At 70.7% G+C, this 24,630-nt stretch carries 21 protein-coding genes and 1 pseudogene; 7 read left to right on the forward strand and 15 right to left on the reverse strand.

Annotated features, from left to right (window positions below):
• The first annotated feature begins 161 nt into the window (after positions 1-161).
• The gene (locus ACFVYE_RS08165; RefSeq protein ID WP_389604650.1) at positions 162-1,508 is read left to right on the forward strand and encodes a 6-phospho-beta-glucosidase; all 1,347 of its coding nucleotides are present in this window, start codon (positions 162-164) and stop codon (positions 1,506-1,508) included.
• Here ACFVYE_RS08165 and ACFVYE_RS08170 read toward each other — a convergent pair.
• The 6 genes and pseudogenes from ACFVYE_RS08170 to ACFVYE_RS08195 form a co-directional block, all read right to left on the reverse strand.
• The gene (locus ACFVYE_RS08170) at positions 1,505-3,532 is read right to left on the reverse strand and encodes a hypothetical protein (RefSeq protein WP_389604652.1); all 2,028 of its coding nucleotides are present in this window, start codon (positions 3,530-3,532) and stop codon (positions 1,505-1,507) included. The genes ACFVYE_RS08165 and ACFVYE_RS08170 overlap by 4 nt on opposite strands.
• Positions 3,529-4,722: a VWA domain-containing protein gene (locus tag ACFVYE_RS08175; protein ID WP_389604654.1), complete on the reverse strand. Its 1,194-nt coding sequence runs from the start codon at positions 4,720-4,722 to the stop codon at positions 3,529-3,531. Before ACFVYE_RS08175 ends, ACFVYE_RS08170 begins: the two co-directional genes overlap by 4 nt.
• Positions 4,719-7,079 (reverse strand): DUF5682 family protein, encoded by a 2,361-nt coding sequence (locus ACFVYE_RS08180; RefSeq protein WP_389604656.1) that lies wholly within the window; start codon positions 7,077-7,079, stop codon positions 4,719-4,721. Before ACFVYE_RS08180 ends, ACFVYE_RS08175 begins: the two co-directional genes overlap by 4 nt.
• Entirely contained in the window at positions 7,079-8,215 is a 1,137-nt protein-coding gene (locus ACFVYE_RS08185) for an AAA family ATPase (RefSeq protein WP_389604658.1), read from the reverse strand. The genes ACFVYE_RS08180 and ACFVYE_RS08185 overlap by 1 nt, the downstream gene beginning before the upstream one ends.
• Positions 8,212-11,859: a WGR and DUF4132 domain-containing protein gene (locus ACFVYE_RS08190; protein WP_389604660.1), complete on the reverse strand. Its 3,648-nt coding sequence runs from the start codon at positions 11,857-11,859 to the stop codon at positions 8,212-8,214. The genes ACFVYE_RS08185 and ACFVYE_RS08190 overlap by 4 nt, the downstream gene beginning before the upstream one ends.
• Positions 11,860-11,982: 123 nt before the next feature.
• Positions 11,983-12,378 (reverse strand): annotated as a pseudogene (locus ACFVYE_RS08195) (NAD(P)-dependent oxidoreductase); the annotation flags it as partial.
• 26 nt (positions 12,379-12,404) lie between these two features.
• Here ACFVYE_RS08195 and ACFVYE_RS08200 point away from each other — a divergent pair.
• Positions 12,405-12,578: a carbohydrate-binding protein gene (locus ACFVYE_RS08200; protein ID WP_389604662.1), complete on the forward strand. Its 174-nt coding sequence runs from the start codon at positions 12,405-12,407 to the stop codon at positions 12,576-12,578.
• A 51-nt stretch (positions 12,579-12,629) separates the two neighbouring features.
• Here ACFVYE_RS08200 and ACFVYE_RS08205 read toward each other — a convergent pair whose 3' ends face one another.
• The gene (locus ACFVYE_RS08205) at positions 12,630-13,070 is read right to left on the reverse strand and encodes a hypothetical protein (protein ID WP_383973200.1); all 441 of its coding nucleotides are present in this window, start codon (positions 13,068-13,070) and stop codon (positions 12,630-12,632) included.
• The gene (locus ACFVYE_RS08210) at positions 13,064-13,522 is read right to left on the reverse strand and encodes an ATP-binding protein (RefSeq protein ID WP_383973198.1); all 459 of its coding nucleotides are present in this window, start codon (positions 13,520-13,522) and stop codon (positions 13,064-13,066) included. Before ACFVYE_RS08210 ends, ACFVYE_RS08205 begins: the two co-directional genes overlap by 7 nt.
• Before the next feature lie 207 nt (positions 13,523-13,729).
• Between ACFVYE_RS08210 and ACFVYE_RS08215 the strand changes: the two genes are divergently transcribed.
• The 3 genes from ACFVYE_RS08215 (at position 13,730) to ACFVYE_RS08225 (ending at position 15,709) form a co-directional block, all read left to right on the forward strand.
• Complete coding sequence (locus tag ACFVYE_RS08215) at positions 13,730-14,590, forward strand: helix-turn-helix domain-containing protein (RefSeq protein WP_383973196.1); 861 nt, start codon at positions 13,730-13,732, stop codon at positions 14,588-14,590.
• Positions 14,590-14,826, forward strand: coding sequence for a DUF397 domain-containing protein (locus ACFVYE_RS08220; protein WP_093896218.1), 237 nt, complete (start codon positions 14,590-14,592; stop codon positions 14,824-14,826). The genes ACFVYE_RS08215 and ACFVYE_RS08220 overlap by 1 nt, the downstream gene beginning before the upstream one ends.
• Before the next feature lie 73 nt (positions 14,827-14,899).
• Entirely contained in the window at positions 14,900-15,709 is an 810-nt protein-coding gene (locus tag ACFVYE_RS08225; protein WP_389604665.1) for an SAM-dependent methyltransferase, read from the forward strand.
• Positions 15,710-15,726: 17 nt separating this feature from the next.
• On the opposite strand, the gene ACFVYE_RS08230 is transcribed toward ACFVYE_RS08225, so the two are convergent.
• Complete coding sequence (locus tag ACFVYE_RS08230; RefSeq protein WP_389604667.1) at positions 15,727-17,214, reverse strand: membrane-associated oxidoreductase; 1,488 nt, start codon at positions 17,212-17,214, stop codon at positions 15,727-15,729.
• A 59-nt stretch (positions 17,215-17,273) separates the two neighbouring features.
• Positions 17,274-17,690 (reverse strand): cupin domain-containing protein, encoded by a 417-nt coding sequence (locus ACFVYE_RS08235; protein WP_383973190.1) that lies wholly within the window; start codon positions 17,688-17,690, stop codon positions 17,274-17,276.
• Between the two features lie 52 nt (positions 17,691-17,742).
• Here ACFVYE_RS08235 and ACFVYE_RS08240 point away from each other — a divergent pair, with 52 nt between their 5' ends.
• Both ACFVYE_RS08240 and ACFVYE_RS08245 read left to right on the forward strand, forming a co-directional pair.
• Positions 17,743-18,708: a GlxA family transcriptional regulator gene (locus ACFVYE_RS08240; protein ID WP_389604669.1), complete on the forward strand. Its 966-nt coding sequence runs from the start codon at positions 17,743-17,745 to the stop codon at positions 18,706-18,708.
• A gap of 30 nt (positions 18,709-18,738) precedes the next feature.
• Entirely contained in the window at positions 18,739-19,188 is a 450-nt protein-coding gene (locus ACFVYE_RS08245) for a YchJ family protein (RefSeq protein ID WP_383973187.1), read from the forward strand.
• A gap of 26 nt (positions 19,189-19,214) precedes the next feature.
• Here the strand turns inward: ACFVYE_RS08245 and ACFVYE_RS08250 are convergent, their stop codons facing one another.
• The 5 genes from ACFVYE_RS08250 to ACFVYE_RS08270 all read right to left on the reverse strand — a co-directional run bounded on the left by ACFVYE_RS08250 (position 19,215) and on the right by ACFVYE_RS08270 (position 24,488).
• The gene (locus ACFVYE_RS08250; RefSeq protein WP_383973185.1) at positions 19,215-21,290 is read right to left on the reverse strand and encodes an MDR family MFS transporter; all 2,076 of its coding nucleotides are present in this window, start codon (positions 21,288-21,290) and stop codon (positions 19,215-19,217) included.
• A gap of 58 nt (positions 21,291-21,348) precedes the next feature.
• Complete coding sequence (locus tag ACFVYE_RS08255; protein WP_389604672.1) at positions 21,349-22,176, reverse strand: hypothetical protein; 828 nt, start codon at positions 22,174-22,176, stop codon at positions 21,349-21,351.
• Positions 22,177-22,433: 257 nt separating this feature from the next.
• Positions 22,434-23,648: an acyl-CoA dehydrogenase family protein gene (locus ACFVYE_RS08260; RefSeq protein ID WP_383967714.1), complete on the reverse strand. Its 1,215-nt coding sequence runs from the start codon at positions 23,646-23,648 to the stop codon at positions 22,434-22,436.
• A 4-nt stretch (positions 23,649-23,652) separates the two neighbouring features.
• Complete coding sequence (locus tag ACFVYE_RS08265; RefSeq protein ID WP_389604674.1) at positions 23,653-24,126, reverse strand: SCP2 sterol-binding domain-containing protein; 474 nt, start codon at positions 24,124-24,126, stop codon at positions 23,653-23,655.
• Between the two features lie 98 nt (positions 24,127-24,224).
• Positions 24,225-24,488 carry a hypothetical protein gene (locus tag ACFVYE_RS08270; RefSeq protein ID WP_383072865.1) on the reverse strand — a complete coding sequence of 88 codons (264 nt, stop codon included), beginning with the start codon at positions 24,486-24,488 and terminating at the stop codon, positions 24,225-24,227.
• Positions 24,489-24,630: the final 142 nt, after the last annotated feature.

The raw sequence follows: 24,630 nt of genomic DNA on the forward strand, positions 1-24,630 counted from the left end.
CGGCATATTGGCCGGGGGTGTTGGGCTCCCCTACCCGGCCGCCGGGGCGGGCCCCCCCGGGGCGCCGCCCCCCCGGGCCGGGTGCTGTCGGCGCCGGTGGAGAGTTGCCGTCCGGAGTCGCCCGGGCCCTGTCCGGGCCCGCCCACGTACCATGCGGAAGCGTGAAGCTGACAATTCTGGGCGGCGGCGGATTCCGGGTTCCACTCGTGTACGGGGCGCTGCTCGCCGATCACGCCGAGGGCCGCGTGAGCGCGGTCACCCTCTACGACACCGACGCCGACCGGCTCACCGCCATCGCCCGGGTGCTCGGCGAACAGGCCGCGAACGTCCCGGACGCGCCCGCCGTCACCGCCACCACCGAGCTCGACGAGGCGCTGAGCGGCGCCGACTTCGTCTTCTCGGCGATCCGCGTCGGCGGCCTCGAAGGACGGGCCGCCGACGAACGGGTCGCCCTCGACGAGGGCGTACTCGGCCAAGAGACGGTCGGGGCGGGCGGCATCGCGTACGGGCTGCGCACCGTGCCCGTCGCCGTCGACCTCGCACAGCGCATCGCGCGGCTCGCCCCGGACGCCTGGGTCATCAACTTCACCAACCCGGCCGGCCTGGTCACCGAGGCCATGTCCCGTCACCTGGGCGACCGGGTCATCGGCATCTGCGACTCCCCGGTCGGCCTCGGCCGCCGAATCGCCCGGGTGCTCGGCGCCGACCCCGACCGGGCCCGGATCGACTACGTCGGCCTCAACCATCTGGGCTGGGTCCGCGCACTGCATGTCGACGGCCGCGACGAACTCCCGCGGCTGCTGACGGACCCGGAACTTCTCGGTTCCTTCGAGGAAGGCAGACTCTTCGGCGCCGACTGGCTGCAGTCGCTGGGCGCCATCCCCAACGAGTATCTGCACTACTACTACTTCAACCGGGAAGCCGTACGCGCCTACCAGGACGCCGAGCAGACCCGGGGCGCCTTTCTCCGTGAGCAGCAGGAGGGCTTCTACGCCCGGGTGAAGGACCCTGCCGCCCCCGCACTGCCGGCCTGGGACCGCACCCGCGCCGAACGCGAGGCCACCTATATGTCGGAGAACCGGGAGGTCGCCGGGGTCGGCGAGCGGGACGAGAGCGATCTGGAGTCCGGCGGCTACGAGAAGGTGGCACTCGCCCTCATGCGGGCCGTCGCCCGCAACGAACGGACCTCGCTCATCCTCAACGTCCGCAACCGCACGACGCTTTCCGTACTCGACGCGGACGCCGTCATCGAGGTGCCGTGCATGGTCGACGCGAACGGCGCGCGTCCCGTCGCCGTCGACCCGCTTCCGTACCACGCCGTCGGACTGGTCACCGCGGTCAAGGCCGTCGAGCGCGCGGTACTGGACGCGGCGGAAAGCGGCTCACGCGCCACCGCCGTGAAGGCCTTCGCGCTGCACCCGCTGGTCGACTCGGTGACCGTGGCCGGACGACTCCTCGACGGGTACACGAAGGCCCATCCCGGGCTCGCCTATCTGAACCGGCCCTAGGCGGGTGCCGGCGCGGACACGAACTCCGACCGGGAGGACCGGAGTTCGCTGCTGACCAGGAGATGGAGCTGGGCTTCCAGCCACGCATCGGAACGGACGGCGAGGCCCTCCTCGTTCGGCGCGCCCCCGTCGTCCAGAGCGTCGAGGAAGGCGCGCAGCAGGGTCGCGGCACGGGTCAGGCCGGTGCGTGACAGTGCCGTCGCCGCCTCGTCGATACGGGAACGGGCGGGGCTGTTCAGATGGCGCAGTCCGCTGTGCGGCACCGCCGACATGGCGGATATCGCCTCGTCCAGCACTGCCGTCAGCGGATCGGACGGACGGTGCACCGCCGCTGCCAACGCCGTGGAACCGTCACCGGGCGCGAGATCCGGCACGACCACCCCGGCCGGGGTGAGCACCGCGATCGGATCGATCCTGATTCCACCGCCGGAGCGGTGCACCGAACCACTGACATGCGTGGCGCCGCCCTCCAGCGCGTCGGCCAGGGCGTCCAACGCACCGGGGCACTCCGGCCGGTAGCCCGACGTCACCAGCGCGGGGGTCCCCGAGGCATCGCGCACGACGGCTTCGAGGTGCTGCTCGACGGGGTCGTAACCGACGCTCTCCACCTGTGACAGGGCGACGACATGGACCGCATCCGCCTCGACCCGCGGCCGGATCAGCCGGGGCGGCCTGCCCTCCCAGCCCGCCGTGAGCGCGGACAGATCCCGTACGAGCAACGGCTCCGGAAGCTCCGTCCAGGCGGCGCCGACGGGCGTGATGGTCGTCGTGCCCAGCCGGCCCCGGGCGATCGTCAGCGCACGGCTCGGCGTGCGCCGCACGCTCTCGCTGACCAGGCTTCCGGCGGCCAGTGAGCTCAGCGGCGTGGCGAGGACGCGGCGGGTGGACAGCAGATGGCCCGTGAGCTCCTTGCCCTCGGCAGCCGTCCAGGTCTTTCGCAGGACGAGGACGGTGCCCGCGCCGGGATGCGCGAAATACACCTCGCAGATCAGGGACTGCGGTGTGCCGTGGACACGGCAGCCGAGCGAGGTGAGCCGGACCCGGCGCAGCGGGGTGTCCCCGGCCTCGCGGGTACCCAGTACGCCGGGGACCGCGGCGGCCCGCCTACGGGCGTACAACTCGGTGAGCAGGGCGGCGACCAGCTCAGGGCGGTAGTGGGCGTTGCGGTCGGCGTACGCCGTGAGCTGGTCCGCCAACTCGGCGAGTGCACCCGCGGGCCAGTGCAGCGACTCGCTGGTCAGTTCGGCACCGGCCCGTGCCAGGGCTCCGCCGTGGACCGGTCCGACATGGGCCACGCCCTCCGCCAGGAGCTCACCCGCCAGCCCGACGGCCGCGTCGAGCGCGGGCCCGGGCGTGGACGGGGCGGTGGCGCGTCCGCCGACCTGGACGGGGACGGACCGCTCTTCGGTCCCCGCTGCGTCGGCCGCCCGGAACGCCCATACCGCGAGCGCCACCATCTCGCCGCGCAGCGCGGCTGCCGCATCCGTCAGCGCATACGCGATCTCGCCGGGGACCGGGAACCGCACCGTGCAGGTGGGGAGTTCGACCCGGGGCTCGGGATGGTCCGGGGAAGGGCGGTGCACCAGGGCGGCGTAACCCCGTTCGAAGGCGCGGCGGGCCGCGGCGAGCGGACGGGCGCCGACGGCTTCGGTCAGGGCCGTGTCGTCGGTGCTGCCGGGGGACCAGTCGGTGACGGGGGCGGGGGCGCTGTCAGTCGGGGCCTCGGACCCGCGCTGATAGGCCAGCACCAGGGCGATGAGGTGGCGGCACACGCCTGGTGCGGCGCAGCTGCAGTCGCCGTCGTCCAGACCCGTGCCGGGCGGCAGCGCCGTGATGGTGCCGTCGTCGAAGCGGGCTCGCACCGTGGTGTCCGGGTCCGTCGTGAGAGCGGGCACCGTGCCCGCGTCCAGCTCCTTCGTGGCCCGTTTGACCAGGCCGCGGTTGGCCAGTGCCGCGAGTGTGTCCGCAGTGAGGGCGAGCAGATCGGGGCGTGCGGCCACGGCGCCGCTCGTTGTGTCGGTCATCGGCCCAGCCTCTCGGCGACGAACTCGGCGAGGTGGCCCGGTGTCATCGCCCCGATGTGTGCGCCGGCCGCGGCGAGCCTTCCGGCCAGCTCACGGTCGTACTCGGGGTTGGCGTCCTCGTCGAGCGCGGCCAGCCCCAGCACGGTGCTGCCCTGCTCCACCAGCGCCCGCACCGTGCGCAGCAGCCGGTAGGGGTCGCCGCCCTCGTAGAAGTCGGTGATCAGCGCGACGATCGTGCGCCGCGGATTCTCCACCAGACCCGCGCCGTACTCCACGGCCCGCGCAATGTCGGTGCCGCCGCCCAACTGGACCCGCATCAGCAGCTCCACCGGGTCGGTCACATCGGAGGTCAGGTCCACCACCTGGGTGTCGAAGGCGACGAGGTGCGTCTTGAGGCCGGGCAGGCCCCACAGACACGCGGCGGTCACCGCCGAGTGGATCACCGATCCGGCCATCGAGCCCGACTGGTCGACCAACAGGATCAGTTGCCACTGCGTCACATGGCGTTTGGTACGGGAGTGGAAGTGGGCGCGCTCGATCAGAAGACGTCGCTCGGCCGGCTGGTAGTGGGCGAGATTGGCACGTACGGTCTGCCGGAAGTCGAAGTCCCTGGCCAGTGGCACCCGGCTGGGCTTGCGGGAGCGGGTGCCGTGGAACGCCCGGCGGATCTCCGGCCGGAGCTCGGCCAGGAGCTGTTTCACCACCGACTCGACGATGCGCCGGGCCAGTCGCAGCACCTGCGGGTTCATCAGATGCTTGGTGCGCAGCACGGCCCGCAGCAGGGTGGGGCTCGGCTCGACCCGCTCCAGCACCGCGGGGTCTGTGACGATCTCCTGGATGCCGTACCGCTCGACGGCGTCCCGCTCCAGGCGCTCGATGGTCTCCTTCGGGAAGAGCCGGTGGATGTCGTCGAGCCAGTCGACCGCGGTCACGGCGGACGGGCCGTCACCTCCCTCACGGGGGGCGGTGCCGGAGCGGCGCACACCGCGTCTGGCGAGGTCGGGGTCGCGGCCGTAGAGCCAGTCGAGTGCGGCATCGCGGCCGGCGTTGCCCGGCCCCAGCGGTCCGGTGTGCCGTTCGGCGGCGGAACCGAGGACCAGCCGCCAGCGTTCCAGGCCCGCGTCGGGAGCTGTGTCGGCTCCTTCCCCGGGCGTCAGTGCCCGGCCGGGGACGTGTTCGGGCGTGGTCATGGGGTGGCTCCCAGTTCGTAGCGGGCCAGTAGTCGGGACACGGACTCCTCCAGGGAGCGGGCCCGGGCGATCAGCAGCGGGTCCTCGGTGGTCCGCAGCAGGGAACGCGACGAGCCGCGCACCCCGCGCCGTTCCAACAGGCGACCGGCGATCCGGTCGCGTTCGCGTGGCGGGAAGAATGCGAAGGCCTGACGCAGAGCGGGCAGACCCGACAGGAACTCGCTGTCGGGCAGCGCGCAGACCAGACTGTCCAGCACATCGATCAGCGACTCCGCGCCACCGCCGCGCTCGTCCCCGCCCTCGTTCCGCACCGCGCCCGTCACCTCGTCGCGGGCGAGCGCGAACAGTCCGGCCAGCCAGTCGCCGAGCGCATCAGTACCGGCCGTCGCGACCGTACGCACCGCCTCGGCCGGGTCCCCGGAGGCGCCCGGGGCCTGCGCCAGGGCCCGGTGCAGTCCGAACGCGGCCCCGCGCAGATCGATCGGTGCCTCCGGATCGCCGCTGATCCGCCACGCGATCGCGGCCGCCGTCTCCCGTGGCACGGAGAGCAACTCCGGCGCGTGCAGCAGGGCGTCGCGCACGGCGACCACGGCCCGCAGACGAGGGAAGTCCACCCCCGACGTACCGCGCGCCCCTTCCAGAAGCCACAGCAGCCGACCCGTCGAACCGTTGATCACAGCGGCGAGCAGTGGACCGTGCGCCACCCCGAACACCCGGTCGTGTCGCCACAGCCCCAGGGCCGTGGAGAGTATGTCTCCGAGCGATCCGGAGTCCTTCAACTCGCAAACGCCGGAGGCCAGTTCACCGAGCAACTGCTCGGAGAACCCGTCCATCCCACACAGCACGGCGTCGAACAGCGCCCGGGCCAGGTCGTCGGCCTCGGCCGCGGTGTCCCGCGTGCGCTCGGTGAGCGTGGCCGCCGCCGCCTCCGACAGGGTCGCGCCGTAGGCACCCGCCTCCACCAGCGCGGCCTCGCGCCCCGAGACGGACTGTGCCTCCCAGCGTTCGGTGAAGACCGGGTCGATTCCGTGCTCGGGACCGGCCGTCCGCCCGTGACCGGGAATCCCCAGCACCCGCAGCCGGTGCAGCACCCGGCTGCGCTCCAGGTCGGTGGAGTCCGTGAGATCGAGGCGGTACGAGGCCTCGGGGCCGCCGTCGAGCGCCAGACCGGCCAGCTGCGCCGCCACATCGTGAACCAGTGGCGGCGCCGGAGTGCAGGGATGGAGTTGCCCGGTGCGGTCGCCGCTGCAGGCCGCCACCATCTCGACGACCGCGGGATGGGCCCCCGTCGTCAGCGTGCCCCGGCTCGTCCACGGGAGCGGGCGGTCCAGGTCGTCCGTGATCAGGGCGCCCGCGAGACCGTCGAGCACATCGATCCTGGCGGGGCGCGGATGGCCGCGCAGCGCCGTGAGCCCCTGGGCCAGACTCCGCGCGGCGATCAGATCGGCGGTGGACACCGGGAATCTGCGCGCCCGCAGCCGCTCGACGACCGCGCGCAGCAAGCCGTCCGCCGCGGCTTCGGGGCCCGCCTCCCACACCTGCTGGTAGTAGCCGGGTGACGGCATCCCCGACTGGTACCCGGCAAAGGCGTCCAACTGCCGGAAGGAGTACGGCACGAGGAAACTCCCGGCCATGGCCCCGTCCGGCCGAGCGGGAACCTTTGGCCATCCGTCCGCGCCCCGCTCCCAGCCGTCGCCGCCTTCAGTGCTCTCCCCGCCGGATCCGGTGAGCGCCCGGAGCGCGGGCTGGTGGAAGCCGCCGGTCACCACCAGCACCGGCCGGTCCCCGGCCTCGGCGACCGCCACCCGGACCCACGCCGCCATGTACGTTTCGCGCGCCCGGTCGCCGGCATCGGCTTCCGCGTCCCCGCGCACCAGCGCGAAGTACGCGTCGAGCCGTTCTGCGAGACCGTCGTCGGGCTCGACCTCGAAGAGGCGGTCCCACAGGGCGTCCGAGGAGTCCACCGCGAATTGCCGGCACAGCCGCTCCGTCGCCTCCGCGTAGCGGACCTCCGCATCGGCGTATCGGTTGGTGCGCTCGGCGAACGCCGGGTGCCAGGCCGGCAGATCGATGAAACGGACCTGGGCCCCCGCCGCCCGCCCCGCCCGCAGCGCGACCCACTCGGGCGAGTAGTCGCAGAGCGGCGCCCAGGACGTGGCGGACCGCTGCCCGTCGCGGTAGTGGCTGAACACCGCGACCGGCAGCTCATGTCCGAGCAGCAGCTCGTCCAGCCGTCCGTTCATCTCGGCGGGACCCTCGATCAGCACCTGGGCGGGCCGAAGCTCCTCGATGGTCCGCTCGACGAGCCGCGCGCAGGCGGGGGAGTGGTGACGCACCCCCAGGAACACCGCGGACATCAGTCGGCCAGCAGATGGCGTGCGTCGTACAGGGCCTGCCACGCCGGGCTGCGACGGCGCGGCACCTGCTGCTCCAGATAGCGGCGCAGCCTGGCCAGGTCCTCCGGGCTGTCCTTCGCCGCCGTCCCCGCCAGACATGCCACCACGTCGGCGGCACTGCCCGGCTCGCCGCGCAGGAACCAGCCGCGCACGCCCACGGCATGGGCGACCGAGACGGCCTCCGCGGTACTCATCACCGCCGAAGGACGGTCCGGGCCCCCACCGGGTCCGCCCTTCTCGCCGGCCCCCGCACGCAGCTCCCGGAACGTACCGACGAGGACCTCCAGAACATCCCGGTCCGGTGGCGGCTCCACCCCCGAACGCCGCAGAAGAGTGGTCACCTCCGCCTCGACGAGCGCAAGTTCGGTGTCCAGGTCGGGGATCGGGAACACGGTCTCGAAGTTGAACCGCCGCTTGAGCGCCGCACTCATCTCATTGACGCCCCGGTCCCTGGTGTTGGCCGTCGCGATGACATTGAAGCCCTGCCGGGCGAAGACCATGCCGTCCGGCCCTGTCAGCTCGGGGATCGCCACCACCCGCTCGGAGAGCAGGGACAACAGCGAGTCCTGCACCTCCAGCGGACAGCGGGTGATCTCCTCGAACCGCACGAGCCTGCCCTCCGCCATGCCGCGCAGCATCGGAGCCGGGACCAGCGAGCGGGTGGAGGGCCCCTCGGCGACCAGCAGTGCGTAATTCCAGCCGTACTTGATCTGGTCCTCGGTGGTGGCCGCGCCACCCTGAACCGTCAGCGTCGAGTCCCCGCTGACCGCGGCCGCGATCAGTTCGGAGAGCAGCGACTTGGCGGTGCCCGGTTCCCCGACCAGCATCAGCCCGCGGCTCGTCGCCAGCGTCACCAGTGCCCGGTCCACCAACGAGGGATTGCCGACGAACTTCCGGCTGATACCCGCGTCCGCGTCGCCGATGACGAAGCGGCGCGCAGCGCGCAGGCTCAACTCCCAGCCCGGCGGCCGCGGATCACGGTCGCCGGCCCGCAGCGCGGCCAGCTCCTCGGCGTACCGCACCTCTGCCGGTGGCCGCTGTACCGGAGCCGGACCGCCGTCCGGTGTCTCCAGGCGAGTCTCGTTCCGTACGGTCATGATGCGACGCCCTCGGTGAGTTCCGTCAGGTCGCCGAGGAGCTCGGACACGGTCACCGCGTCCAGGGCGGCGAAACGGAGCAGGTGGCTGCGGCTGTCCCAGTGATCGTTGGGCCGGCTGTCGAGCCAGACCGTTTCGAGGATCTGGTCGGGGAACATGTCGACCACCCCGACCGCGATGCCCTCGTGCAGCGCGATCACCAGATAGCAGTCGTCGGTCAGCCGCTTGGAGATCCAGCGCTCCACTCCGGCGTCCTGCGGCGCCCCGCGCTCCCAGCCCCGCCGCTCCAGCCCCAGGACCTTCCCGGTCGGCACCTTGAGCCCCTCGAACCTGGTGAGCCGGTATCCCGCCGTCTCCTCCTCGGACAGCTCGAACACGGTGCGCCCGAGCTGCGCGAACGGCTGAAGGATCTCGTAGTCGGCGAACACCTCGGACCAGGTGGTCAGTTCGTCCCCGAGATGCAGCGGGTGCGCGAGCCGCACGGTCGCGTCGTCGGTCAGGGCGAAGACATCGTCCTCCGCGTCGGCGAACGTACGGTCCTCCGCGACCCGGAACCCCGTGCGCACGCCGTCGTCCGTCTCGCTCAGCCACACCAGTCGGCGTACCAGATGCCACAGCAGCGGATGACCGACGAACAGCTCCTGGAACTCCTGGGCCGTCCAGGAACGCCCGGTCACCATCGCGGCCTCGAGCCGGCGCACCTGGTCGGAGGCGATGGTCCGGACGTCCTTCTTGAGCGCCATGAACCGCTTGCGCTCCGCCGGGGCGAGCTCCGCGTCGTCCCGGGCGCCCGGCTGCGGCAGATCCTTGCGGCGCTTGCCGTCACCGTCCAGCACGTAGGGCCGCAACTGCTCGTCGAAGCCGACAGTGAACGAACGGGTGCCGTAGTCGACGACCGTCGAACCGTCCGCGTCCAGGCCGAAGTCCGGCACCAGACGGTCGGAGAGCTGTTCCCCGGTCAGCCCGAGCCCGGCGGCGACCTCGGCGATCTTCTCCTGGGCGCGTGCCTTCAGCGCCTTGAACTTCACCCGCTGCGAGATGCCGTGCAGATGCAGGAGCGCAACATCGGTGCCGATGGACGCCAGCACATCGAGGCCTTCCACCGCCCGGTGGTGCGCGCCCTCACCGGGCCAGGACCGGATGACCGGTGTGAGCCGGCGGACCGTCTCGTCGTCGCCCAGCAGCCCCAGCGCGTGCAGCGCCCACGACTCCTTCGCGGGCAGATTGGCCAGCTGCCACTGCTCGAACAGGGCCCATGCGAACTCGGCGAGTGAAGCGGCATCGGCCGTCTCGACGAGCGAAGCGACCCCTGGGTACACCTCGCCGGGCTTCGACAGCGCCAGCATCGTCAGGGCGTGGCGCACCGACTGCGCCGGCAGCGCACCGCCCGACCGGACCGTGATCTGGGGCAGCAGCGAAGGTTCCGCCCAGCCCGGCAGCACAGGCATCTTGGCGGGCAGCGCCCGCTCCAGCGGGTCCGCGGCCAGCAGCGCCTCCACCGCGGCAGCAGCCTGTGTGCCGTACGCCCGGGCGGCATCGCGCACCACGGTGTCGCCGTGCACCGTGGCGATCAGCGTCAGTGCCCCTTCGGCGGCGCGTCGCGCGGCGCCCGCCTTGCCCACGGCGTCCGGCACCAGGAGCGGGGCGGCCGCGACGCCGTGCCGGGTGAACCAGGAACGGGCGGTCGCCGCAGTGGACTTGAGGCGTGCCGCCCAGTCCGCCATGTGCCGGGCGACCTGCGCATCGACGAACGGGAGCAGCAGTGGGGCGAGCGCACCGGGCTGCCGGGGCACGGCGCGCAGCAGCAGTGGCAGCGCGGCGAGGCCGAAGCGGGCGGCGATCGGCTTGAGGGTGTCCTCGCCGTCCCACAGGTCGGTCGGATCCCAGGTGGCGAGCAGCGGTGCGACCAGTTCCTCGGGCCCGTGGACGAAGACCCAGGCCGGCCGTAGACCGCCCACGGCCAAGTCGTGATGCAGGGTGGCGGTGTCCTTCTCCCAGTCGCCGTTGCTGTGCCTGGTCGTATACCAGGAGGAGCTGGCCGCCCATGCCGTCTGCTCCTCGGGCAGCCACTCCAGCGAGGGCTCGGACACCGCGGTCAGTCCCGTCACCACAGCGGCCTTGGCATTGGTGCGGGGCCGGGACCACGGCGGCGCCGTCAGCACGGTCGGCAGGGCGTCCACGGGTGCGTCGGCGATCAGGTCCGCAGGGTTGAGCAGCGGTTCGACGATCTCCACGACCTCGGCATCCAGGTCCTCGAGTGCGAGCGAGACCAGTTCGTGGTGGGCGCCGATATGACCGCGCAGCAGTTGCAGCGTCCGGCTGGACGACGCGGCCGAGGTGCCGCGTGCCTCGGCGGCCAGCAGTCGCACCGCACGCACCGGATAGCGGCGTATGGCGTCGAGGAGAGCCGGGCGGACATGCTTCGAGTCCGCGTGGGCGAGCAGGGCGAGGAAGGCCTCGTCGGTGGGGAGCTCGGCCAGGGAGTTGGCGGCGAGCTTCACGCCGTCGGCGTAGTAGTGGTTGCCGTTGAGGGAGTCGGCCAGCAGGGGAGCGATCGCCGGTCCGATGCCCTCGGCGACCGTCGCGATGAACGCGACGCTGTCGGTGAAGCCCGGCCGGTGGGGGAACCGCGTCATCTGGTCGGCCGAGTTCAGTGAGCTGAACACCATGGTGCGCAGGGTGTGGTCCTGCTCCGCGCCCACTTCGGGATCTGCGCAGAGCTCGTCGACCCAGTCGGTCTCACTCGGCACCAGATAGGAGACGATGATCCTGCGCAGTGCGTCGGTGCGGCACTTGGCCAGCGCCTCGACCGTCTCCCGGTAGGTCTCCTCGTCGGCCACGGCGAGCAGCGCACGGACCCGGTCCATCGGCAATCGGCGGTCCCTCGCCCAGTACGCGTGGCGCGGGCCTGCGAGCGCCTCCAGCCGGGGCGCGCTCCGCCGGTGGCCGCTCTGGTGCCAGTCGGCGTCGACCGAGAACAGTTCGACCGCGGCCCGTGCGGCGAACGGCAGACCGTAGTGCTCGGACCAGTGGTCCGCCCACACGGAGTCGGGCACGGGAAGCCGGACGACTGAGGCCAGTACGGCGGCTCCGACCGGCGAGGGGCTTCCGGCGGCATGCGACCGCAGATGGTCGGCCAGCCCGGCATCCGAACGCGGCGCGTCCACGAACTCCTTGATCCAGGACGCCTCTTCGGCGATCCGGGTCCCGACCGTGTCGAGCGTCTCCTTCCGCGCCTTGCCCGGCACCCGGTGCACTCCGCCGCGCCGGGGGTGGAGCGTTCGCCGCCAGCTCGCGGGAAGAACAAAGGTGTCCTCGTCGGGCAGAGCGAGAGCGTCCGCTCCGGCAAGCGCAGGAGTGTCCGCTCCGGGAACCACGCCGGGCGCAGTCGCAGTCGCCGCCGCAGCCCCTGTTGCCGTTGCGGCCCCCGCAGTCGACGCCCCCACCTCGCGGTACCCCTTCTTCTCCTTCTCCGCGATCGTCTTGCGGACCTGTGCCGACGCGGCCTCGGCCGACGCGTACTCCTTCGTCTGCCTACGCCCGTCGCTCCCGCACCGCCCGTAGCGCACCGTCACCACGACACCCTCGGCCTCGGTCTCCCAGAACTTCGAGGCACTGCCCTCGACGTACTCCCAGCGGCGCACGGTCCCGCCCCCTTCACACCCGGACAGCCCGCCTGCCGCGGGCTTTTCGATCAGTGGTGCCACAGTAGAACGGACCACTGACAACGCAGCGTGACAGGGGTGTCCGGCGAGTGAATCAGCAGGTCAACCGCTGTGTGAGAGCTCTTCCCTGGGTACGGAGCGAGCAAATGGCAGTCCCGGGACCAGCCGCTTCACCTCGTCGACCGCCGCACTCCCGAGCCGTTCCAGCTCATTGCCGAGCGAGCCCGCCGGACGCGGTGTCAGGAAGGCGCCCGGCAGGTCGAGAAGCCGGCTGTCCGGCCGCCGGGGTTCCGGATCGGTGACGTCGAGTACGGCGCTGATCCGGCCGGCCGCCCCCTCGTCCGTCAACGCCGCCGTGTCGACCAGCGTCCCACGTGCCGTATTGATGAGCACCGCCCCGTCGGGCAGCAGTCCCAGCCGCCGACGGTCGAGCATCCGGTACGTCTCGTCGGTGGCCGGCGCGTGCAGGCTCACCGCATCGCATCCGGCGAGGAGATCGTCGAGTCCGGCCGGCCGTACGCGGAGTGCCCTCGCCGCTCGTGGGTGTGCTGCCGGTGAGGTCCACCGGCGGTTCTGACACCTGGCAGGAGCAGTCCGTGAAGCTGCTGCGCACCGTCACCGGCACGCAGGACGTCCATCTCGTTGCGGCAGGCGGCTCGAAGGCCGCCGCTGTCGACCGGCTGACGTTGCGTAAGTGAGGGGGCGGGGGCAGGGTTCCTGAGGGAAATCCCGCCCCTCTCCCGGCTGCGTCAGGGAGCGGAGACGGCGCGTGCGCCGCCGGACGGTGCCCACGACGGCGTCACACCGGTGACCTGGCACACCATCAGGAAGAGCGGGATGGGCGGGGTGTACGGCGTGCGGTTGTCGGGTTGGTGGATCAGCCGGGGCCGTACTGCCGGAACGCAGGCCCCTTTCGCATAGGCGGCCTGCGCGGGCCAGTCCAGATCGAGGTCGGAGCCTGCAGGCACGATCCACCACCAGCGGTCGGCATCCGCGAAGACGCAACCGGCGCGTGGCAGATGAGACATGAGCCGGAAGCCGTACCGGGACGGCACCCCCACCGCGTCGCAGCCCAGGCTCGCCGACAGCGCGGGAGGCAGCGGCAACTGCACTGTGCCCGTGGCGACGGCTCGCCGGGGCTCACGGGAGCGGCGCGCTCCGAGCAGGTGGGACATTGCGTTCTTCAGCATGACCGCTCCGAGCCGTGCGGCAGTTCTGCCCAGACGATGCGGCCCGAGCCGTAGCCCGCGTCGCGGGAACCCCAGGAGCTGCTCATCGCGTCGACGAGCAGCAAGCCGCGACCGTGCTCGTCATCGGCGGTGCGGCACAGCTGCGGCCCGCCGGGCTGGTGTCCTTGGTCCTGTACGGCTATGCGAAGCCGTCCGTCGAGGCAGTGCAGCTCGCACACGACGCGAGCGCTCTCGGTGTGCACCACCGCGTTGGTGACCAGTTCCGAGACGATCAGGATCGCCGCCTCGTGCGTGTCATCGTCCAGCCGCCACTCGTCGAGCCGAGCTCTCGTCAGCCGCCGTGCACCGGCCACAGACTCGGGGTGCGCAGGCAGCGCGAAGCAGTACCGGAGCGCTTCCGTCCCGGGTCTGAGATCCATGAGCCGGGGCATAAGCGCGCTGCCAGGTGCCACAACCGATTCCTCACAGTGGGGGCTGCGTCACACTCCGCTGTCCCATGCGAATGAGGGCGGCCGTGACTACGTGAACTGGTTCACTCACCAACTCTCCCCCTGTCGGGAACACTTGGCAAGGGGCACTCTGAAAAATTCAGAGTGGTTCTGTCTTGGACGGCCTGCGCATGGCACACTGCTGGCAAACAGCGCATCGGGAGGTCTGAAGTGAGCGAACCGCGGTCCGCCCCGACCGTGGGTCAGGTCGTTCTCGGCAAACGCCTGCAGGATCTGCGGGAACGTGTCGGCCTGAGCCGTGACCAGGCTGCCAAGGTGCTGCGGGTCGCACCTGCGACGATACGCAGGATGGAGACCGCCGAGGTCGCTCTCAAGATCCCCTACGTCCAGCTGCTGCTGAAGGCGTACGGGATCGCCGACGACGAGGCCGACGCCTTCGTGGAGCTCGCCGAGGAGGCCAATAAACCCGGCTGGTGGCAGCGCTTCCACGATGTGCTGCCCGACTGGTTCAGCATGTACGTCAGCCTGGAGGGTGCCGCGAGCCTCCTGCGCATGTACGAGCCGCACTTCGTCCCCGGACTGCTGCAGACCGAGGACTACGCGCGCTCGGTGATGCGCACCGGAGCCGTCGGCCAGACCAGGCCCGAGGACATCGAGCGCCATGTGGCGCTTCGGATGGAGCGTCAGTCCCTGCTGACCAGGCCGGACTCCCCGAAGCTGTGGGTGGTGATGGACGAGACGGTGCTGCGCCGTCCCGTCGGCAGCGTCGACGCCATGCGCGGACAGATCGACCGGCTCCTCGAAGCGGCCGAGATGCCGCATGTGACGCTGCAGATCGCGGAATTCTCGACCGGTCACCATCCGGGCACCTACGGCCCCTTCGTCCTCTTCCGCTTCGGCGTCCCCGAACTCCCCGACATGGTTTACAGCGAGTACCTGACCGGAGCCGTCTACTTCGACGCGCGCCCCGAGGTGGCCTCCTACCTCGAAGTCATGGACCGCATGGCGGCTCAGGCCGCAACTGCACAACGCACGAAGGAAATCCTCCGGGACTTCCGCAAGGAGCTGTGATGGAACCCATATACAACGGCATGCCGGCCGCCGAACTCGGCTCCGAGGGCTGGTACAAGCCGTGGAGCGGTGGGAACGGAGGCAATTGCGTCGAAGCCATGAAGCTGTCGGACGGCAGAGTCGCCGTGCGCCAGTCAGCCGATCCCGACGGCCCCGCCCTGATCTACTCCCACCGTGAGATCGCCGCCTTCATCCAGGGGGCCAAGTCCGGCCAGGCGGACTTCCTTCTCACCTGAATCCGCAGCGCCGGAGTCCCTTCCCGCCCCACACTCTTGTTGTTCGCCGACCTATGGACCCATGGAGCGCGCTATGACCGGGCACGAACCCCAAGCCATCGAGATCGACACCAGCAAGCCGCATCCCGCCCGGATGTACGACTGGTTCCTCGGCGGCAAGGACAACTACCCGGTCGACGAACAGATGGCCCAGCAGCTGCTGGCCCTCGACGCCAGAGGGCGCGACATGGCCCGGGTCAACCGCGCCTTCATGCACCGGGCCACCCGGTGGCTGGCCGAGAACGGCATCCGCCAGTTCCTCGACATCGGCACCGGCATCCCCACCGAGCCGAACCTCCACCAGATCGCCCAGCGGACCGCCCCGGACGCGCGCATCGTCTACTGCGACAACGACCCGATCGTCCTCGCGCACGCGGCGGCCCTGCTGCGCTCCACCCCACAGGGCGCCACCGAGTACATCCAGGCCGACGCCCGCAAGCCCGAAGCCATCCTGGAGCAGGCAGGCGAGGTCCTCGACTTCGACAAGCCGATCGCGCTGTCGCTGCTGGCCCTGCTGCACTTCCTGGACGACGAGGACGGCGCGGCCGAACTCGTCGACCGCCTGGTCGAGCGGCTCCCCTCCGGCAGCTACCTGGTTCTGTCGCAGACCACCGGGGACTTCGACCCCGAGGGTGCGGCGCAGGCCTCCGCCATGTACAAGGCTCGCGGGATGACACTGCGCCTGCGTTCCCACGCCGAATTCACCACGTTCTTCGACGGACTCGAAGTGGTCGAGCCGGGTGTCACGCTCTCCGCGGACTGGCATCCGGAGCTCGGCGAGGCCATCGACGTCCCCGGCGACGAGCCGATCCCGGGCTACGCAGGCGTGGCACGCAAGGCCTGACCGCCCGGCCCCCGCCGTCACTGACGGCTGACCGACCGGGTGATGCCCGCGGCGATCGTCGTCGCGAGCAGCCACCCGGCCGCGATCAGCAGATACGACAGGTACTGGTACCAGCCCAGCGGGTTGAACGCCTTCTCCTGCCCGAAGTCGATGATCGGCAGCAGCAGATCCAGGGTGTAGAAGAACGCGCTGAACGGCGGGGCCTCACCGGCCTTCAGCGCCGGCGGACGGTGCAGTCCGTATGCCAGCGAGCCGATCAGCAGCAGCGAGAAGAGCCAGGCCGCCGCCCGCACCGGCCGGAAGCCGTACCCCACGGTGGCGTCCTGCAGATACCCCCACACCCTCGCGTATCCCGGCAGGGTGGTCCGATGGGTGCGCTGCTTGGCGAGCAGCACGGTGCGTGCCGCGTCGTCGTCACCGATCCGCCGGTACGCCGCCGTCAACTGCTCATACGCGTAGGGCACGTATCCCTCCCCCTCACGTCCGAGCAGCGGCAGCCGCTGCTCGGCGGGCAGATGGGGGAGCAGAGCGGTGTACGTCAGCCCGTCGAGGAGGACATCGCGCGGCCAGACCGCCGGGTCGGCGTGGATGAGATCGATCTGCGCGCGGCGCAGATTCACCCGTCCCTCGATCGGCGCGGCCTCCCGGAGCCACAGCTCGCCGACCACGCAGCTGCTGGCACGCACGGCGACACCGCCGGGGTTCGACAGCCGCGCATACGCAAAGTTGAGCTGCCCCGGTATCCGGCTGCCGCGCACATTGGTCCGCCCCTCGACCCGGATCCGCATCGCGTGCACATCGGTGCCGACTGTCAGCGTCTCCGCCTGGAGGGCGGTTGCCCCCGGATTCAGCAACTCGGCGTCATTCAGCAGGACCTGCCCGGTGACGGCGGCACCGTCGAGCCGGGACTCGCCGTGCACGACGAGTCCCGGCAACCACATGTCGTCCTCGACGATCACGCGGTTGAGCTGGAGAACCGCCTCGTCGTTGAACGCCGTCGAGCCGTCGGCGTTCACGCCGATCCGGGCACGGTCGAGGAACAACGCCTGACTGATCTTCGAGCCGCCGAGCCGGACCGGGCCGGAGATCCGGCAGTCGGTGAGCCTCAGTACGCCGTCGATCCGGACGGTGGCGGCGGTCAGGCCCGGCAGCACCGAATTGCTGAGGTTGAGCTGGCGCAGCTGCGCCCCGTACAGATTCGGCTCCTGCTCGAAGTGACAGCCGGCCAGCAGCACCGCGTACTCGGCCGTCGCGTAACGCACGTTCAGTGAGCCCGAGATGCGTGCGCCCATCACACGCAGCGCCGCCACCTCGCCGTCCTCCTGCCGGCCACCGACCAGCAGGGCCCGCAGTAACTCGCCGCGTACCGTGCGCTCAGGTCCCCAGCCGGCCCCGGTCTCCGGGTCGTCCTCACTCTCCACGCCGGTACGGAAGTCGACGGGAACGCCGCGGGGGAAGGCATCCCATACGCGGCGTTCGGCGGGGGTCAGCTCGGTGATCTCCATCGGCGGGACTCTGACCCGCGGCCCGTCACAGTGTCAACCCCGCTGATTCACCACCGCGTTCAGCTCCCCAGCTCGTGGCCGGTCGTCGCGTCCACGTGCGCGGGGACCTCGTCGTGCCGGTCGCCCACCGACGGGGTGCCCGACGGCTCGAACACCATGATCGATGCCCCGTCGGCGGCTGACGGCTTGTGCCAGGTCCCGCGCGGAACGACGAACACCGCGCCACGGGCGAGGGTGACGGTCCGCTCCCCGTCCGTCCCGCGCAGCTGGATGTCCAGCGTGCCGTCGAGCACGAGGAAGAACTCGTCGGTGTCCTCATGGACGTGCCACACATGCTCGCCGCGGACCTTGGCGATCCGTATGTCGTAGTCGTTGACGCGGGCCACGATCCGCGGGCTCCACAGGGCCTCGAACGTCTTCAGCGCATCGCTCAGCAGGATCGGGCCGGGCGCGGTATTCGTCGTGTCATCGCTCATGATCCCCATCCTCGGCCTTGGCCCGGGTCACCGTGAGTGCTAGGAATCGCATATGGCGCAAGAATCCTCGCACCGGGTCGTAATGATCGTCTCGGCCGGCTCCAACCCTTTCGAGATGGGGGTGGCCACCGAGCTCTTCGGGCTGCGCCGTCCCGAGCTGCCCGTGCCCTGGTACGAATTCGAGCTGTGCGCCGAGACCCCGAGCGTGCGCATGCACCAGGGTCTCTTCCGGCTCTCCGGCGTCGCAGGGCTCGATGCCGTGGACTGCGCCGACACCGTCATCGTGCCGAACCGCCCCGACCCGGAGACCGAACCCGATCCGGCCGTCCTCGACGCGATCGGACGCGCGGACGCCCGGGGAGCCAGGCTGGTCAGCTTCTGTACGGGTACGTTCACGCTGGCCGCCGCCGGAGTGCTGGACGGCCGACGGGCCACCACCCACTGGCGCTGGGCCGACGCCTTCATCGCCCGCCACCCGCAGGTCCACCTCGACCCCGATGTGCTGTTCGTCGACGACGGCCGGGTGATCACCGCAGCCGGCAGCGCCGCCGCCCTGGACACCGGTCTCCACATCATCCGCTCCGACCACGGCGCGGAGATCGCGGCCGCCGTGAGCCGCCGTCTGGTCTTCGCGGTCCACCGCGACGGCGGCCAGCGCCAGTTCGTCGAGCACCCCCTGCCCGACGTCCCCGACACCTCGCTAGGCCCGCTCCTCGCCTGGGCCGAGGAAAACCTCGCCGCAGACCTCACGGTGACCGGCCTCGCCGCCCGCGCCGCCGTGAGCCCGGCCACCCTGCACCGCCGCTTCCGCGCCCAGCTCGGCACGACCCCGCTCGGCTGGCTGACCGAATGCCGGATCACCCTCGCCTGCCGGCTGATGGAGCGCGGCGAGGAACGCCTCGACGTGGTCGCCCGCACCAGCGGACTCGGTACGGCGACGAATCTGCGGACCCAGCTCCGCCGCCGCACCGGTCTGACCCCCAGCGAGTACCGTCGCCGCTTCACCCCGGCCGGCTGAACCGGCCGGGCCGCAGGTGACAATGGACGCATGTCACGACGCACCACACGACCGAAGCGGTCCGCCACCGCCCAAGCGCGGACGCCCGCGATCACCGCGGAGTCGCCGTGCCCGTGCGGCCTGTCCGCCACCTACGCGGACTGCTGCGGCCGCCTGCACGCCGGGACCGTCGCAGCGCCGACCTGCGAGGCGCTGATGCGCTCCCGGTACGCCGCATTCGTCGTCCGGGACGAGGCGTATCTGCTCCGCACCTGGCACCCCGACACCCGGCCGCCTGCCGTCGACTTCGATCCAGGGATGCGGTGGGTGCGCCTGGAGATCCTGGAGACGACGGACGGCAGCGCGTTCCACACCACGGGAACGGTCACCTTCCGCGCGCACTGCACCGACAACGGGCGGCCGGATTCGCTGCACGAGAAGAGCCGCTTCGTCCGGTCCGAGGGCGCCTGGGTGTACTCGACGGCGGTCTTCGTCGACTGACCCGGCCGCGCGGTGACCGGGCCCACTCAGATGGCGGCCTCCACCCGCGGTCTCTCCGGCGAGAGCTCCTGTGCCAGGTCCTCCGCCAGCAACCGTTTGGCGATCACATCCACCGCCGTCCGCAGCTGTCGGTCGTCCGGGCGTGCCCCGTTCTCGTCCAGGCGCTGATTGAGCCACCGCGCCCACGCGTCGTTGATCGCCGCGGCCTCCCGGCTCCCGGCGGCCGTATGCATGAACAGATGACCGTCGCCGGTGAGGTAGCCCTCCTCGATCATCCGGTCGAAGACCGGCACCAGCACCTCCGGCGGAACCCGGTGCCGGGTCGCGATCAGGTTCAGACCCGCATGGCCGACCATCCGGGTGAACAGCTCGACCTGCATCACCGCCCAGGCTCCCGCCATGTCCAGCCGGGTGTCCGACTCCGCGACGATCCGCCGTGCCGTGTCCCCACCCGCTCCGTGCAGGATCTTGGCCACGGAGAATTCCAGGAGCTTGGCCGAGTCGCCGGCGCCGGGCTGGGCGAATCCCTCGCCCATGTCCGTCGAGCCGACCCGCGCCGTGTCGCGCAGCTTCACCTGCTTCAGGAAGAGCGCCACGACGAACCCCAGGACCGCGACCGGCACCGTCCACAGGAACACGGTGTGCAGTGTGTCGGCGTATGCCTGGGCCAGTGGCGCGGACTGCGCGGCAGGCAGACCGTGCAGCCCGTGCGGGCTCTGCGCGGCCTTCGCCAGCACCGCGGGGTCGCCGCCCGCCCGGGCCGCCGCCGCGACCCCGTCGGTCAGATTCGGCTTCAGCGCATTGGCGTAGATCGTGCCGAAGACCGCCGTACCGAAGGAGCTGCCGAGCGTACGGAAGAACGTCACACCCGACGTCGCCGTACCCAGATCCGAGTAGTCGACCGTGTTCTGCACTGCGATCGTGAGCACCTGCATGCACAGGCCGATGCCGGCCCCGAGCACCAGCATGTAGAGCGATTCCAGCCACACTCCGCTGTCCGGGCCCATCCGGGAGAGCAAGAACAGCCCGACCGCCATGATCAGCGAGCCCACGATGGGGAAGATCCGGTACTGGCCCGTCTTGGAGACCACATTGCCGCTGAAGACCGAGGCGACGAGCAGCCCGACGACCATGGGCAGCGTCCGCACACCCGACAGGGTCGCCGAGTCGCCGTCCACGTACTGGAGATACGTCGGGAGGAAGATCATCGCGCCGAGCATCGCGAATCCCACGATGAAGCTCAGGATCGAGCAGACGGTGAACACCGGATTCCGGAACAACCGCATCGGCAGCATCGGTTCCTGGGCCCGGAACTCCACGAAGCAGAAAAGCGCCAGTGCCACGGCGCCGCCCGCGAAGAGACCGATGATGACGGGCGATCCCCATGCGTACTCATTGCCGCCCCAGCTGGTCGCCAGGATCAGTGCGCTCGCGCCGACGGTGACCATCGCGATGCCCAGATAGTCGATCACGGGCCGCCCGGCGGCCTTCACCGACGGGATCGTCCGGGCGGCGGCGATGACCACCACGATCGCGATCGGCACATTGACGTAGAACGCCCAGCGCCAGCTCAGATGGTCGGTGAAGAGCCCGCCCAGCAGCGGCCCGATCACCGTCGACACCCCGAAGACCGCACCCAGCGCACCCTGGTACTTGCCGCGCTCGCGCAAGGGGATCACATCGGCGATCAGCGCCATCGAGGTGACCATCAGCCCGCCCGCGCCGATGCCCTGCAGTCCGCGCCAGACGATCAGCAGCGTCATATTGGTCGCGAGGCCGCACAGGAACGAGCCGGTGATGAAGATGATCGCCGACAGCTGGAAGATGATCTTCCGGCCGAACAGGTCGCCGAACTTTCCGACCAGGACCGTCGCCACCGTCTCGGCGAGCAGATACGCGGTGACCACCCAGGACATATGTGCGGCGCCGCCGAGATCCGAGACGATCGTCGGCAGTGCGGTGCCGACGATCGTCTGATCCAGGGCGGCCAGCAGGATCCCCAGCACGATCGTCGCGAAGACGATGTTCCTGCGGCGCGGATCGAGTACGGGTGGCGCGGCGGCACTCTGCGCGGCGGGGGCGGTCTCGCTGGCAGTAGTCACGCTTGCACCCTCACACCGGCCCCCGTCCCCCGCATGTGGGGGACGGCCGGACGTGGCGTCAGGCCAGCAGATCCCGCACGGAAGCCTTCATACGGGTCACGAACGCCTCCCGCACCGGCTCCGCCACCCGGTCCAGCGAGAGATACGGATTGAGATCCTCCAACTCGACGAGCAGCAGCTCGCCCGCCGCGGTCCGGCAGGCGTCGACCCGCTGGATGCCATGGTCGAGACTGTTCCACTCGACGAAACTCCGGGCGAACTCCAGATCCGCCGCGCTCGGCTCGTACGGCTCCAGCACCCACCGCTGCTCCGGATGCGGTGCGTACAGCGCGTACTGGAAGTCGCGGTCGATGAAGTAGAACGACACCTCGTAACGGAAGTCGATCCGCGGCTGGACGAGCAGCGTGCCGTCCTCGCTCTCCGGCAGCGCGGCCTCCCGTATGAACCGCAGCCCGACCGAGTCCGCCCCCAGCTTCGGCTTGACCGCATACTCCGCGGCCGCGGGCAGCAGCCCCAGATCCGCCGCCCGGTCCACCGTGGGGATCACCGGGTACCCGCCCCGGCTCAGATCGACCAGATACTGCTTGCCCGCCATGTCCCCGCGGCCGTGCAGCGGGTTGTAGACGCGTACGCCCAGCTCCCGCGCCCGCGCGCAGAACGCGTCGTACGCCTCCTGGTAGTGCAGCACCGGACCGCTGTTGCGTACGACGACCGCGTCGAAACCTTCGAGCAGCGCGGCGGCGTCCCGGGGGTGGCAGAGAGCGACATCGAATTCCTCGCGCAGCCGGGACGTCAGATAGATGTCCTCGTCGCAGTAGCGGCGACCGCGGGCCTCGTAGGCGAGGTCGGTGACGAAGAGGACGGACGGGCGCGGGCCGGCGGGCATGGCGTTCCCCCATGAGGTGTGTCGGCGGACAGTGGATCAATGACGTCGACGGCGTCGCCCGGCACGGACCCGGAGGTGATGAGGTCCGCCCCGGACGAGTCGACCGCATCCGGGTCGCCGCCACTGCCCGACATTCTCACGCCGGCCGTGGCCGATCCCAATCCGGGCGGCGACCCGGATGCGGCCACGAGGGGCGCGAGCAGCCAAAGATGCCGGGGCGCGCGACCGGGCGCGCCCCGGCATCCGTGCAGAAGTGATCAGCGGATGTGGCGCCCGGAGATCGCCCGCGCGATCACCAGCCGCTGGATCTCGCTCGTCCCCTCGAAGATCGTGTAGATCTTGGCGTCGCGGTACATCCGCTCGACGGGATGCTCCCTGCTGTATCCGGCGCCGCCCAGGATCTGGATGGCCTTCTCCGTCGCGGACACGGCGAGTTCGCCCGCCCGCAGCTTGGACATGGAGCCCTGGCCCGCGTCGAAGGTCCGGTCGTTGCGGGCCATCCACGCGGCCTGCCAGATCAGCAGCCGTACGGCCTCGATCTCGGTACGGATGTCGGCCAGTGCGAACGCGATCGACTGGTTCTCGATGACGGGCCGGCCGAACGCCTCCCGCTGACCCGCGTACTCCAGCGCGTACTCGTACGCGGCGCGCGCGATGCCCAGCGCCTGTGCGCCGACGGTCGGGCGGCTGACCTCGAAGGTCGCCATCGCCGCCTGCCCCTTGGCGTTCGTACCCTCGCGGGCACGGGCCAGCCGGGCGTCCAGCTTCTCCTTTCCGCCGAGGAGGCAGTGCCCGGGAACGCGTACGTCGTCCAGGAAGACGTCCGCCGTGTGCGAGGCGCGCAGGCCGAGTTTCTTGATGGTGCGGCTCGCCACGAGACCCTTGGTGGCGGGCGGCACGATGAACGCGGCCTGACCGCGGGCGCCGAGCGACGGATCGACGGAGGCGACGACCACATGGACCCCGGCGATGCCACCGTTGGTGATCCAGGCCTTCTGGCCGGTCAGTACCCACTCGTCGCGTGCCTCGTCGTAACGGGCCCTGGTGGTCATCGCGGAGACATCGGAGCCCGCCTGCGGTTCGGAGACGCAGAAGGCGGCGACCTTCGGGTCGTCCTCGTCGCCGTAACACTGCGGCACCCACTCGGCGAGCTGGTCCGGAGTGCCGGAGGAAAAGATTCCGGCGACGGCGAGGGAGGTGCCGAAGAGCGCCATGCCGATTCCGGCGTCGCCCCAGAACAGTTCCTCGTTGGCTATCTGGAGGGAGAGCCCGGAGGGGTCGCCGTACATGTCCGCGAGGGATTCGAAGCCGTACAGGCCGATCCGTGCGGCTTCCTGGATGACGGGCCACGGGGTCTCCTCCCGTGCGTCCCATTCGGCGGCTGCGGGGCGGACGACCTGGGCGGCGAAGCCGTGCACCCAGTTGCGCAGATCCTGCTGCTCCTCGGTGAGGGCGAGCGAGAAGTAGCTCATGGTCTCAGGCCTTCGGGATGTCGAAGTAGCGGGTCAGGCCCGAGGCCAGCGAGACATCACCGGCGACCTTCAGCTTGCGCATCATGAACATCGTCACGGGATTGCCGTTGCCGGAGACCAGTTTGAGGAACTCGGCGTCCCCCATCACCAGCGTCGTGCGTGGTTCGGCCTCGGAACGGCCCTCGCTGACGGTGCAGCGGCCCTCGGAGATCGAGGTTTCGAAAACCGCTTCGCTGTCGCCGGTTATCTTCCAGCGGATCAGGGCCTTCAGCTGCCCCGCGGCCTCCGGGCGGAACTGCTGCTTCATCCGGCCGAAGACTTCGCCGAGTACGCGGGAGCGCAGTTCGCCGTGCATGACCTCGCCGAGCTGCTTGGCCGACAGGCCCTTCACGATCCGGGCGAACTCCCCGGGGGAGACGGCCGCGAAGTCGAGCCCGGCCAGTTCGTCGGTGAGGTTGCCGCTGCTGTTGTCGGCCACGCCAGTTCCTTACTCCGGAGTAAACTTACTTTTGAGTAAGGTAAGGGCCGTGCCGTCCCTTCGCAAGGTAGAAGTGGAGTGGGGGAGGTGCGGGCGGCTCACCAGGAGCTGCCGGGGCGCACCGGCAGTCGGGGGTGGTGGGCGGCGAGGATCTTGTTGGCGCGGGCCAGCTCGGCGAGTGACTGCTCGCGGTCGGCCTGGTCCTCGACGCAGAGCCGCGGGCCGCGGAACCTGCGCACCTCGCGCGCGGCGCATTCGGCGTCGAACTCCGCCTCCACGATGTGCGGCGGGATGCAGGACCCGATCAGCGCGGCGACCCGGTCCGGGATCGGCACGGGGACGAGGAGGTGCGAGGCGGTCATGGGGGGTTCCCTCTCGGATGGTTGGCCAGGAGACGGTTCTCGGCGCGGCCGCCGCATGGGCGGCCGACTTCTCCATATGTACGGGACGCAGTTCCGGGTTTCTCGTTGAGAACGTCTCCGTGTGGCAACCGTTTGGGAGTGA

The organism is Streptomyces sp. NPDC058239, from assembly GCF_042882185.1.
In the GTDB taxonomy this organism is placed as follows: Bacteria; Actinomycetota; Actinomycetes; order Streptomycetales; family Streptomycetaceae; genus Streptomyces.